General features: G+C 59.3%; 14 protein-coding genes. 11 read left to right on the top strand and 3 right to left on the bottom strand.

Going from position 1 to position 12,014, the window contains the following annotated elements; translation table 11 throughout:
* Both WG915_RS03520 and WG915_RS03515 read right to left on the bottom strand, forming a co-directional pair.
* On the bottom strand, positions 1 to 453 hold the full coding sequence (locus WG915_RS03520; RefSeq protein WP_339563993.1) for a MarR family winged helix-turn-helix transcriptional regulator: 453 nt from the start codon (positions 451 to 453) through the stop codon (positions 1 to 3).
* 133 nt (positions 454 to 586) lie between these two features.
* Positions 587 to 874, bottom strand: coding sequence for a rhodanese-like domain-containing protein (locus WG915_RS03515; RefSeq protein WP_339563992.1), 288 nt, complete (start codon positions 872 to 874; stop codon positions 587 to 589).
* A 105-nt stretch (positions 875 to 979) separates the two neighbouring features.
* Between WG915_RS03515 and WG915_RS03510 the strand changes: the two genes are divergently transcribed.
* The 5 genes from WG915_RS03510 (at position 980) to WG915_RS03490 (ending at position 4,484) form a co-directional block, all read left to right on the top strand.
* A complete protein-coding gene (locus tag WG915_RS03510) occupies positions 980 to 1,600 on the top strand; it encodes a DUF4178 domain-containing protein (protein WP_339563991.1) in 621 nt (206 codons plus the stop codon).
* 3 nt (positions 1,601 to 1,603) lie between these two features.
* Positions 1,604 to 2,095 carry a DUF2617 family protein gene (locus WG915_RS03505; protein WP_339563990.1) on the top strand — a complete coding sequence of 164 codons (492 nt, stop codon included), beginning with the start codon at positions 1,604 to 1,606 and terminating at the stop codon, positions 2,093 to 2,095.
* Between the two features lie 77 nt (positions 2,096 to 2,172).
* The gene (locus WG915_RS03500) at positions 2,173 to 2,508 is read left to right on the top strand and encodes a DUF4247 domain-containing protein (RefSeq protein ID WP_339563989.1); all 336 of its coding nucleotides are present in this window, start codon (positions 2,173 to 2,175) and stop codon (positions 2,506 to 2,508) included.
* A gap of 24 nt (positions 2,509 to 2,532) precedes the next feature.
* Complete coding sequence (locus tag WG915_RS03495) at positions 2,533 to 2,958, top strand: DUF350 domain-containing protein (RefSeq protein ID WP_339563988.1); 426 nt, start codon at positions 2,533 to 2,535, stop codon at positions 2,956 to 2,958.
* Positions 2,946 to 4,484 (top strand): polyamine aminopropyltransferase, encoded by a 1,539-nt coding sequence (locus WG915_RS03490; protein ID WP_339563987.1) that lies wholly within the window; start codon positions 2,946 to 2,948, stop codon positions 4,482 to 4,484. Before WG915_RS03495 ends, WG915_RS03490 begins: the two co-directional genes overlap by 13 nt.
* A gap of 82 nt (positions 4,485 to 4,566) precedes the next feature.
* On the opposite strand, the gene WG915_RS03485 is transcribed toward WG915_RS03490, so the two are convergent.
* Positions 4,567 to 5,040, bottom strand: a complete 474-nt coding sequence (locus WG915_RS03485; RefSeq protein WP_339563986.1) for an inorganic diphosphatase — start codon at positions 5,038 to 5,040, stop codon at positions 4,567 to 4,569.
* 86 nt (positions 5,041 to 5,126) lie between these two features.
* Here WG915_RS03485 and dacB point away from each other — a divergent pair, with 86 nt between their 5' ends.
* From dacB to folP, 6 genes are all read left to right on the top strand, one after another.
* Positions 5,127 to 6,386: a D-alanyl-D-alanine carboxypeptidase/D-alanyl-D-alanine endopeptidase gene (gene dacB, locus WG915_RS03480; RefSeq protein WP_339563985.1), complete on the top strand. Its 1,260-nt coding sequence runs from the start codon at positions 5,127 to 5,129 to the stop codon at positions 6,384 to 6,386.
* 41 nt (positions 6,387 to 6,427) lie between these two features.
* On the top strand, positions 6,428 to 7,303 hold the full coding sequence (tilS, locus tag WG915_RS03475) for a tRNA lysidine(34) synthetase TilS (protein WP_339563984.1): 876 nt from the start codon (positions 6,428 to 6,430) through the stop codon (positions 7,301 to 7,303).
* Between the two features lie 62 nt (positions 7,304 to 7,365).
* Positions 7,366 to 7,950, top strand: a complete 585-nt coding sequence (hpt, locus tag WG915_RS03470; RefSeq protein ID WP_339563983.1) for a hypoxanthine phosphoribosyltransferase — start codon at positions 7,366 to 7,368, stop codon at positions 7,948 to 7,950.
* A 136-nt stretch (positions 7,951 to 8,086) separates the two neighbouring features.
* Positions 8,087 to 10,597, top strand: a complete 2,511-nt coding sequence (ftsH, locus tag WG915_RS03465; RefSeq protein ID WP_339563982.1) for an ATP-dependent zinc metalloprotease FtsH — start codon at positions 8,087 to 8,089, stop codon at positions 10,595 to 10,597.
* Positions 10,590 to 11,168: a GTP cyclohydrolase I FolE gene (gene folE, locus WG915_RS03460; RefSeq protein WP_339563981.1), complete on the top strand. Its 579-nt coding sequence runs from the start codon at positions 10,590 to 10,592 to the stop codon at positions 11,166 to 11,168. Before ftsH ends, folE begins: the two co-directional genes overlap by 8 nt.
* On the top strand, positions 11,168 to 12,013 hold the full coding sequence (folP, locus tag WG915_RS03455) for a dihydropteroate synthase (RefSeq protein WP_339563980.1): 846 nt from the start codon (positions 11,168 to 11,170) through the stop codon (positions 12,011 to 12,013). The genes folE and folP overlap by 1 nt, the downstream gene beginning before the upstream one ends.
* Position 12,014 lies beyond the last annotated feature (1 nt).

Here is a 12,014-nt window from a genome sequence, read left to right as displayed (position 1 = left end):
CTACTGCGGGTCCTCCTCAGCGACAAGGACGGAGGTGGCGAGCTTTCGCAGATGCTTGAGCTGCTTCTCCGTGGAATCATCCAGGGCTCGCGATTCTGCCTCGGAAACCAGAGTCGTCAATTCTGCTTGCGCAGTTTTGCCCTTCTTGGTGGCGGCCACGATCTGGCGGCGGCGGTCTTTGGGGTCGCGCTCGCGCTTTGCCCAGTTGCGCCCTTCCAAGGCGTCGATCAGCCGGACCATGTCCGAAGCGTCAATCGCGAGGAGTTCGCCGAGCGAGGCTTGGCTCGACGCCGAGGCCTCGATCAGGCAAGTAAGTACCCAGTATTCGCGGAGGGAGGTGCCCTTTGCGCTCAGTGCGGTTTCTACCTCTTCGCGGGTACGGCGACGGAGGCGCTCTAACTGGAAGGAGGGGGATTCCAGGAGCGTTGCGGGGATTTCAGTTGGAGTAGTCACCCTTTCATGTTAGCTCTCAAGCATAAAAAGGTTAAATCATTGGTGCAAAACCACTATTGTGTGTTGAATCCCTTAACGTGAAAGGCTAATGGCTATGGTCAAATGCCTATTCGAGTAGGAAGATGTGCCAGCGTTAGCCTGTTGGCAAACCGGCAGCAACCCAGCCGTCTGTGCCGCCCGCTACGTTGATAGCGTCGTAGCCCGCAGCTTCCAGGTATTGGCCAACCTGGGCGGAACGACCCCCAGATTTGCAGATCAAATACACCTCGCGCTCTTTGTCCACGTTGTCCACGTGAGACATGAAGTCTGACATCGGCATGTTGATCGCGGTGGCTGCGTGAACATCTTCGAATTCGTTGACTTCACGGACGTCGATAAGCTGCGCGTCAGTGGGAACTTCGGTGACAGAAACGGTACGCATAGGGACTCCTTGATGATGAGAGATATTTCGCACCAGCGTACCGGGAGGTAAAGAGTTGGTCACTTGATGTGCAACAGGCAGGTGGTGCTTATAGAGTCGATTGACATGAGCTTCGGATTCTTGTTCTTCATTGTCTTGGCCGTGATCGCTGCGGCGTTGTCAGTCTATTTCTTCAAGACTGCGCGCTCTGCGGATGCGGACGGCATCGGCACGCCGCAGCGCTTCCATCAAGACCCGCTGAAGGACGTTGTCGGCGCAGATCAATTCGGTCCGGATGTGATTGCGCCGGGTGCCATCATTTCCCGCGGTGGCAAGGACTACGTTGTGCGAGGCACATTAACGCTGAACGAGGGCCCATACTACTGGTGGGAGCACCTGCTCGATGGCGGCGATGGATCCGAATGGTTCGGAGTCGAGGTCGATGAGGGCGAGCTGAGCCTCACCTGGTGGAAGACTCGGAAGGGGGCTGGAATCAGCCCGGATTCTCGCGTCGAATTTGAGGGCGTGACTTATATGGAGAGCGAGCGAGGGCACGCGAACTACCGTTCCGCCGGAACCACTGGGCTGCCCGAGAGCGGTGAGATGCGCTATGTTGACTTGGCCGATGCCTCGGGCAATAAGCTCCTCGGCTTTGAGGGCTGGGCAAACAATGAGTCCTGGGAAGTATCCACTGGCACTACAATCCAGCCGGGCGAGCTGACGGTTTACCCAGCACCAAAGGTGTAGTCGGTGCTCGTAACGCTGAACTGTCCTACCTCCGACGTGAGTGCCACCGCCCTAGGGCTGCGTCTCAACGGGCCAATGCCTGGTGTCTTAACAGATCGGGTGATTGTTGCTGAGTGGAACCAGCAGTCAACGCAGTTGCATCTGGGGATCATTGGTGCCTCCCATGTAGCAACAGTGACGCTAGGGGCAGCGAGCTTTCGGGAGGAAATCTCCTGCTTCGCGGGGGATCCTGGCAGCCTAGTCTCGCAGCACATAGGCGGTTACACTTTGCGTGCGGCAACCAAACATTGCCTAGACTTCAGTGCGGAGGCGAGCGACATCCTCGCGCAATGCAGCGGCGATGATTGGTTAATCGCCAGGTTTCCCGGGGTAGGAGAGCATCATTTAACGGCAGTTCGTGGCGAGTTCGTAGCCGGAATTTGGCATTGGGAAACCCACCATCTTTACCCTGAGGAGGCAATCATTGTGAGCACTGAAAGCAGGTATGAGCTGTGAGCCCGGAGTTTCGTAGAAATATCGCAGTATTCTTTGCCTTCGTTTCAGTATTCAGCTTGGTAGGGGCCTGCACGTCAGTGACAAATAGGTCTTCCGCCCCGCGCTATACCGCAATGGGGACCCATGCCTGCGAGGGGGATATCCAGCAGGTAGCCAGTGAGATCGCCAAAAATGACAAGCCGCAGGCGCGTCAATTCGATCCTAAAACCGGTACGGAGTACTTGCGCTACCGCAACCGCCTAGTGTCCGTCTCTAAGGCTGGCCCGAGCAATTGTCAGATCAGAGTGGAAAGCCTTGACCGCGTCAATGATGGTGGTTTTATCTGGCTCGGTCCCGGTTTCTCCCCTGGATCTCCGTCCGGTTCCTCTGGAGGATCTTCCGGCTCCGGTGGTTCTGGCACCGGCGTTAAATAGCCCAAATAGCAAGGAAAATGGCACATGACTTCTGAACTGCTTCTCGACGTCCGCGACACCGTCGTCTACTTTGTCCTCGCGCTATTCGTATTGCTCGCAGGATTCGGCGTCCTAGACCTACTCACCCCAGGCAAGCTCTATCGAGCAGTGTTCGTCGACCACCTGCCCAACGCCGGCATCATTGCGATCGGGCAGCAAGTGGCGCTCGGCATCATCGTGGTGACGGCCGTGCTCGGATCCCCGTCGGAACTACTAGCAGGGGTCAACGAGGTGATCGTGATCGGTCTCCTCGGCATCGTCCTGCAATCTCTGGCGCTGCTCGTGCTGGAGGCAGTGATTCCGGGGCGCTTCCGCGACCTAGTGCTTGATCACAAGCTTCGCTCTGGTGCCGTCGTAGCTGCCGTGGTGTTAGTGGTTATTGCCGCGGTAAATGCTGCATGTTTGACCTAGGTTCCCGCTGGTGGCGCTTCTTCCTCCTCAGTGCTGTTGGGGTATGTGCGGCTTCCGGCCTTATTTATGAGCTAGCACTGCTGACTCTGTCTACTAGCCTCAACGGCGGTGGGGTGGTGGAAACCTCGCTTATCGTCGCCGGTTATGTTGCAGCCCTTGGCGCGGGCGCGCTCTTTGCCAAACCGCTATTGCGTTGGCCGGGGATGTCCTTCCTTATCGTGGAGACCGCCCTCGGTATTGTGGGCGGCATTTCTGCGCTGGTGCTGTACATCGTCTTCGCTGCGGTTGGGCAGTCCGTGGTCGTACTGGTACTGGCCACTTTTCTTATCGGCGCATTGGTGGGTATGGAAGTACCCCTCCTCATGACACTGATTCAGCAGGGCAAGCTTGCCGACGCCCGGAGCGTTGGTTCCCTATTGGCAACCCTCAACTTCGCGGACTACTTTGGCGCCTTAGTGGGAGGGCTCGTCTGGCCGTTCATCCTATTGCCATCCTTAGGCATGATGCGTGGCACCCTGGCCGCAGGAATGGTGAACCTTGCCGCGGCGTTGTTTATTGCCGTCGTATTGCTGCGTTCCTCGCTGCCCGCGCGCCAACTTTGGTCCGCTGTGGTGGGACTGGTGCTGGCCCTGATAGTGCTCGTCGCACTGTTGGTACGCAGTGATGGCATTGTCACCACGGCGCGTGCGGTGCTGTACCGCGATCCAGTGATTCACGCCGAACAGTCGGCTTATCAAGACATTGTGGTGACTCGGCGTGGCCAGGATCGCCGGCTTTACCTCAACGGCGGCTTGCAGTACTCCAGTCGAGATGAGTACCGCTACACCGAGTCTCTGGTATATCCAGCGCTCACCGCAGAAACCAAGTCGGCCTTGATCATCGGTGGCGGTGATGGGCTTGCAGCCCGGGAGTTGCTGCGTTTCGGGGTGCCGTCGATTACCCAAGTGGAACTGGACCCTGCGGTGGTGGAGCTGGCCAATACTGTGCTGTTAGCTGATAATGGCGGAGCCCTGCAGGATCCGCGAGTGCACGTCATCAACGAGGACGCTTTTACCTGGTTACGCGCCGGAGGGGAAGGGAAAACCTACGATGCGGTGATCATCGATCTCCCAGACCCGGACAACCCCACCCTGGCGCGCCTGTATTCCGAAGAATTCTATATGTTGGCGCGCAGCGCTCTAGCCCCCGAGGGGCGCATGGTTGTGCAAGCATCCAGCGCGTTCACCACACCGGATGTGTTTTGGCGGGTGCGATCGACCCTCGCTTCCGCGGGGTGCCTAAAGACGATTCCGTATCATACGCACGTGCCGACCTTCGGGGACTGGGGTTTTGTGCTGTGCGGCCCCGAACAGATGCACCTAGAGCTTCCCGACGCCCAGGGGTTGCGCTACCTAACACCAGAAGTGTTGGCCGCAGCGGCAGTGTTCGGCCTAGACAATGGGCCTCGTGAATTGCCGCCTTCCACGCTTGACCGGCCCTACATCGTTGATGACCTCCGCCGAGGGTATCGCCAGGCGGGCGAATAGGTGTCAGATGTGGAAAAACCCACTTCTACTGGAAGAAAACACTCGGAAATCGTCCAGGAGAAGTGGGTAATTCGGCAGGCTGCTACTTGTAACGCGCGATAGCCTCGGCGAGGATCTTCTCTGCCTCAGCCTTATCGCCCCAGCCGGAGCCAGTTACTTCCTTGTTTGGCTCAAGATCCTTGTAGCGAGTGAAGAAGTGCTCGATCTCGTCTTTCTGGAAGTCAGAGACATCAGCGATGTCCTGCAGGTGATCCCAGCGCACGTCATCGACAACGCAGAGCAGCTTGTCGTCGCCGCCGGCCTCGTCGGTCATCTTGAATACGCCGAGCGGGCGTGCCTTCACGATCACGCCTGGGAAGACCGGCTCCGGCAGGATCACGAGTGCGTCCAGTGGGTCGCCGTCTTCGCCGAGGGTATGGTCGATGAAGCCGTAGTCAGCTGGGTAAGCCATTGGGGTGAACAGGTAGCGATCCAAGAAGACCTTGCCGGTCTCATGGTCAACTTCGTACTTGTTGCGGGAACCCTTTGGGATCTCGATGGTGACTTCGATGCTCATAAGCACTCCTTGGAATTGGTCAAAAGTTCACCACCATCGTAGCGCTGCAGGCACCACGGCAGGAGCCTAAGGGCTAACCTAGTGGGGTGTTTAAAAAGGTCGGGTGGATCAGTGCTGTTGTTGTCACCGCTATCGCCGTCGGTGGCGTAGCGACGACGGCTGCGCTACAAACCGACGCTTTTGAAACCTACGACCATGATCCAGCGCCGACCCTAGCTGCGCCAACCGGCCACATTGCTTCGCAAAGTGGTGGCGAAATTGATACAGAAGAACTGCGCGCGAGATTGGCGGAGCACGCAACTGATCCGCGCCTAGGAAAACTCAGCGGCGTAGTCAAAGATACCAAAACCGGGCAGGTGGTCTGGGAACAGAATGCCACCAGCGGTGCGCGGCCAGCGTCGACGACCAAAATCCTTACTGCCGCGGCTGCGCTGTTAACCCTGGACCGCAATGACAGAATCGAAACGCAGGTAGTGCAGGCTGAACCTGGCACCGTGGTCATCAAAGGCGCGGGCGACGTCATGCTGACCAACGAGCAACTGGATCAGCTCGCCTCCCAGATTGGCAGCGCGGACCGAGTCCTCGTGGACACCTCGCTGTGGTCCTCCGATACTTTCCTCAACAGCTGGGGGCGAGAGAATATCGCTTCCGGCTACATCGCGCCGATGGAGCCCGTGATGCTCTATGGTGCGCGCATCGGTGCCACCTCAGGAGATGTGCCGCGCTCTACGACGCCCGCCGCGGATGTTGCCAAGGCCTTGGCTGATCGCCTCGGTGCCAACGCGGGGCTCGGAAAGGCACCGGAGGGGGCATCCGTCATCGCTAGTACGCAGTCTGAGCCACTGTGGCAGCGACTAGAAGAAATGATGGAAGAGTCCGACAATGTAATGGCCGAGGCCGTCGGCAGGGAAGTCGCGCTCAAACGCGGAACGGGCAACACGGTCGCTGCCTCTGTGCAAGCCACACGCGAAGTGCTCCAAGAAGCCGGCTTTGACCTCACTGGACTAGACCTCAAGGACAACTCAGGGCTCTCCGAGAATAACGTCAACACCGCCCGGCTACTTGACGATGTCCTTTTCCGTGCGACTTCTGACGTGAGATTGCGTCCCCTGCTCGACACTTTGCCCATCGCTTCTGCAAACGGCACGCTGGCCAACCGCTATCTCGACTTGGCAGGACGTGGCTGGGTTCGCGCAAAAACAGGCACGTTGACCGGTACTTCAGCCTTGGCAGGGCTGGTCACGTCCGCCGAGGGCAACACCTTTACCTTCGCGCTGATCTGTAATGACGTAGACATCACTACCTCCCGAGAAGCGCTTGACGAGTTTGTCTCCGAGCTGCGCTGATGGCCCCTGACTACCCGAAACACAGTCCAGCTTTCCTGAGATTGCGCACGGCCGTGCGCCCCTTCGTCCGCCCAGAACAGTGTGTGTTGGGACTGTCCGGTGGCGCGGATTCATTGGGGCTGTTGGCAGCCGCTCTAGTAGAAGGGCAACAAGTCCACGCAGTGTGTGTTGACCACGGGCTGCAGGCAGGTTCCGACGCGGTAGCCGCTATGGCGGCGCGCATCGCACGCAGTTGGGGCGCCACCGCTGAGGTCATCGCGGTGGACGTACCAGGTGGAGAAGGAATGGAAGCGGCGGCCCGCGAGATCCGCTATCAAGCCCTGACCAAGTCGCGCCAGCCAGTCTGGGTAGCGCACACCATGGATGACCAAGCGGAAACCTATCTGCTCGCCGCGCTGCGAGGCAATCCTGCCGGAATGCTGCCGGAATCGAGCATGCACGGAGTCCCGCTTCTTCGTCCGCTGCTGAGCGTGAGGCGTGCGGATACTCTCGCTTGCTGCGCAGAACTGGGGGTGCAGCCCTGGCAAGACCCACATAACGATGACCTGGGGTTCCGTCGGGTAGCCATCCGGAAAAAGACCATTCCAGATCTTGGTGAACTGATCGGCGGAGACGCGGTAGCGCCGCTGGCGCAGGCAGCTACGAGGGCGGCGCAGCAAGCATCATATTTTGCTGAGGTGCCCGCGGAGTCGGACGTCGACAAGCTGTTGCACATGCACCCTGCACAGCGCCAGGCTGCCCTGGCGGCGCTGATCCGCCAGGAGGGTGGTGTCGTTAGCTCTGCTGTGGTGCAACAGGTGGAGCGATTGCTGACGCAGTGGCACGGGCAGGGGCCAGTCGCCATCGGCGCGAACAAGGGACAACGGGTCTGGTTAGGCCGTTCCGGGAGGCAATTAGGCCGGAATCTTGGTGCCTAGGGGCAAAAAGTGGCAAGCTGGCTGTAATCGTTTGTTTCTCGCTATCAAGGGGCACCTCGCACATGCACGATAAGAAGGACTTCAACGTTCCGGCCAACCGCTATGGGGAGGATGTCGAAGCAGTTCTCATCGACGAATCCACCCTGCACGCCCGCATCCAAGAGCTGGCGGATAAGGTCTCGGACATTTACCAGGATGCTGAGGATGATCTCATCCTGATCTGTGTGCTGAAGGGCGCCGCATTCTTCATTACAGATTTCGCCCGCGCATTGCGTGTACCAAGCCAACTGGAGTTCATGGCCGTCTCCTCCTACGGCAACGCCACGAGTTCTTCTGGTGTGGTGCGGATTCTGAAGGATCTGGATCGCGATGTTGAAGGGCGCGATGTCATCATCGTTGAGGACATCATCGACTCCGGGCTGACACTGTCTTGGCTGATCAAGAACCTGAAGAATCGTAACCCGAAGACCCTTGAGGTGGTCTCCCTGCTCCGTAAGCCGGAAGCAGTCAAGGCCAAGGTAGATCTGCTCGACGTGGGCTTTGAAATCCCGAACGAATTCGTTATTGGATACGGTTTGGACTACGCCGAGCGCTACCGTGACCTTCCTTTCGTCGGCACGCTGCATCCCCGGGTGTACTCCAACTAACTCAAGCTTTTCGACGGCCACGGGAACACCAACCCGTGGTCGCTCGTTAATACTCCTGACACTGCACTACCCGCATAACTTTCGAGAAAGGTTCCGGCCGGGCTGGCGCGTCCAGTGACCGAGTCCGGCGGCATCTATGGACAACAAGAGACTGATTCGATACGGCGGAATTGCCGCGATCGTGCTGATGATCATGTTCAGCATCACGCTGCTGACTAGCGATACCCGGGGCTACCAAAAGGTGGAAACCTCGATCGCCATTGCGCAGCTGGACGCGAAGAACATCAAGGAAGCTCGCATCGATGACCGTGAACAGCGCATCCGGCTCGACCTCAAGGAGCCAATCAAGGTGGAGGAGCGCGAGGGAATCACCCAAGTAGTCTCCGATTACCCCGCCCGGACGGCACCGGCGATTTTTGAGAAGGTGCAGGCCGCCGACGCCGAGAAGTACAACACTAAGGTCACACAAGACTCCTTCCTCGGCTCGATGATTCAGCTCATTCTCCCGATGCTGATCATCTTCGGTCTGCTCATGTTCATGATGTCCCGCATGCAAGGCGGCGGCATGGGAATGTTTGGTTTCGGCGGCTCCCGAGCCAAGGAACTGACCAAGGACATGCCAACCAACACTTTTGCCGATGTCGCCGGCGCAGACGAAGCCGTGGACGAGCTCCAGGAGATCAAGGACTTCCTCCAGGATCCAGCTCGCTACGAGGCTCTCGGGGCGAAAATTCCCCGCGGCGTACTGCTCTACGGCCCTCCCGGCACAGGTAAGACGCTGCTTGCCCGCGCGGTAGCAGGCGAAGCCGGAGTGCCGTTCTACTCGATTTCAGGCTCGGACTTCGTTGAGATGTTCGTCGGCGTGGGCGCCTCGCGCGTCCGTGACTTGTTTAAGCAAGCCAAGGAAAACAGTCCATGCATCATCTTCGTAGACGAAATCGATGCCGTCGGCAGGCAACGTGGCGCCGGCATGGGCGGCGGACACGATGAACGCGAGCAGACGCTCAACCAACTCCTGGTGGAAATGGACGGCTTCGGGGATCGCCAGGGAGTGATCCTCATGGCCGCTACCAACCGCCCGGATATCCTCGATCCAGCGCTATTGCGTCCGGGACGCTTTGACCGTCAAATCCCCGTCACCAACCCTGACTTCAAAGGCCGTGAGGAGATCCTCAAGGTTCACGCCAAGGGCAAGCCATTCGCTAAAGACGTGGACATCACCGCCCTCGCCAAGCGCACCGCCGGCATGTCCGGTGCCGACCTGGCGAACGTTCTTAACGAGGCCGCACTGCTCACCGCCCGAGTCGGTGGAAATGTCATCACTGCCGACGCCCTGGAAGAAGCCACAGACCGTGTCATTGGCGGGCCACGACGCTCGTCCAAGGTCATCTCCGAGCATGAGAAGAAGGTCACGGCCTACCACGAAGGTGGCCACACCATCGCTGCGTGGGGTTTGAAGAATATCGAGCCCATCTACAAGGTCACCATCTTGGCCCGCGGTAAGACTGGCGGCTTCGCCATGACCGCCCAAGAAGACGACAAGGGTATGTACACCCGCGATGAACTGTTCGCACGCATCGTGTTCGCCATGGGCGGCCGGTCAGCGGAGGAACTCGTGTTTGGCGCACCTACCACTGGCGCTTCCAACGACATCGAGCAAGCCACACGCATCGCCCGGGCCATGATCACCGAATACGGCATGAGTCCAGAGATCGGCACCGTCAAGTACGGCCAAGAGCAAGGCGACCCGTTTGCCGGCCGTGGGGGAGGGGGCACCTTCGATCCTTCGCAGTCCGTGCAAGCGACCATCGACGAGCAGACTCGTTACCTGGTGAATAAAGCGCACCAGGTTGCCTATGACATCCTGCGTGAAAACCGACACTTCCTAGACACGTTGGCGGAAAAGCTACTCGAGAAAGAGACCCTTCGCCGCCCTGATCTTGAGGTGATTTTCGCAGGCCTCGAACCACGTGATGCCCTGGAGGTATTCCCCGGTGAAACTGCAAACTTCCCCGCACAGGTTGGTTTCGAACCCGTGAAAACCCCAGTGGAGTTGGCTATTGAACGTGGGGAAGAGCCGCCGAAGCGCTTCTCCATTCTCGAGGCCTCCCGGGCCGCACGAGCAAAGCGCCAGCAGGAACTGCAGCAACAGCAGCAAGGTATGGCGATCCCAATTGGGCAGCCAGGACTGCCGGGCCAGCCTGCGGCTCAGCCAGGCTCTGCCGAGGACGCCGGGCGGCACGCTGCGCCAGAAGGTGGCACCCCGACGTATGGCGGCACGCCACCTCCTGCTAGCTGGTCCGCGCCGGGCTGGCCACCGCGAGATGCTGTCAACAATCCTTATGCAGCTCCGCAATCCCCTTCGGCACCTCCAGTAGCGCCAGCTCCGACGCCTGCCAAGGATGCACAACCTGCTGCCCCGGCAGATCCAGACGCAGATCATGCAGCCACTCCGGAACCCCAATCGGAAGCGCGCCCACAAGGTGAGGCGAAAGGTGAGCATCCGGGCATGCACAACTATGCCAGCGACGTTCCAGAGAAGCACAGCTCAACGCACCCGCGTCCTAGCGATGCGCCGACGGAGGAAATCGGGTTCCGGTTGCCGGAAAATGAGCAGCCGGAAAACCAGGAGCGTAAGGATGACTAACCCGGATTTTGATCAGGCGCGGGCAGAAGCCGCGGTTCGGGAGCTGCTGATTGCCGTGGGTGAAAACCCAGACCGAGAAGGCCTGCAGGAGACTCCGGCCCGGGTGGCTCGCGCCTACGCAGAAGTCTTCGCTGGTCTGCACGTTGATCCAACTGAGGTGCTGGCAAAAACGTTCTCGGAAGATCACCGCGAACTGGTTTTGGTGCGTGATATTCCGATCTACTCCACCTGTGAGCATCACTTGGTGCCGTTCTTTGGCACTGCACATATTGGATACATTCCCGGGCACACCGGCAAGGTCACTGGCCTTTCTAAGCTCGCTCGCTTGGCTGATCTCTATGCCAAGCGACCACAGGTTCAGGAACGGCTAACCTCTCAGATCGCAGATGCGTTGATGGACAAACTCGACGCGCACGCGGTCATCGTGGTCATCGAATGTGAGCACCTCTGCATGGCGATGCGTGGAATCCGCAAACCAGGTGCCACCACCACTACTTCCGCGGTGCGTGGCGGTTTCCAGAAAAATGCTGCCTCGCGTGCTGAGGTGTTGAGCCTTATTAGGGGAGCCTGATGCGCGTCGCTGATTTGACGATCCCGGGCCGCTGCGCAGTCATGGGCATTGTGAACGTTACCGAGGATTCCTTCTCTGACGGCGGTCGATACGTGGACGTCGATAAGGCAATCGCGCACGCCCACGAGCTGATCGCCGCTGGTGCGGACATCGTCGATGTCGGTGGTGAGTCCACGCGCCCCGGCGCAGTTCGAGTGGCACCAGATCTGGAACGCGACCGGGTGGTTCCGGTGATTCGTGCGCTGGCGGAGGATGGGATCCGAACCTCTGTAGACACCATGCGGGCCAGCGTCGCCGAGGCCGCCGCAGCAGCAGGAGTCAGCCTGCTTAACGACGTCTCCGGTGGCCTCGCTGATCCCCGCATGTACTCCGTCATGGCGGATACAGACCTGCCGGTGTGTCTGATGCACTGGAAGACCGTGCAGTTTGGCGATGCCGCTGGCGCTGCGCACTCTTCTGGTGATGTGGTGCAAGATGTGCGCGATGTCTTTGACCTATTGGTCTCCAATGCGCTGGCAGCCGGCGTACAACGCGATCAAATTACGCTGGACCCCGGCCTTGGCTTTGCCAAGTCTGCGGCAGACAACTGGGCGTTGCTCAAAGCCCTACCAGACTTCATCGCCGGCGAGTTCCCAATCCTGGTTGGAGCTTCCCGCAAGCGCTTCCTGGCCCAAGTGCGTCGAGACCGTGGGCTGGAACCCGAGTCACCGGTGGCCGCCGACTCTGCGACGGCCGCAGTGACCGCCATATCCGCTCAACTGGGAGCGTGGTGCGTGCGTGTTCACGAAGTCGGGGTATCCCGCGATGCGGTGGACGTGGCAGCGCGCTGGAATGTAGGAGGCTAAA

This window comes from Corynebacterium sp. H128 (assembly GCF_037482625.1).
In the GTDB taxonomy this organism is placed as follows: domain Bacteria; phylum Actinomycetota; class Actinomycetes; order Mycobacteriales; family Mycobacteriaceae; genus Corynebacterium.
This window is presented reverse-complemented; position numbering and strand designations above follow the sequence as displayed.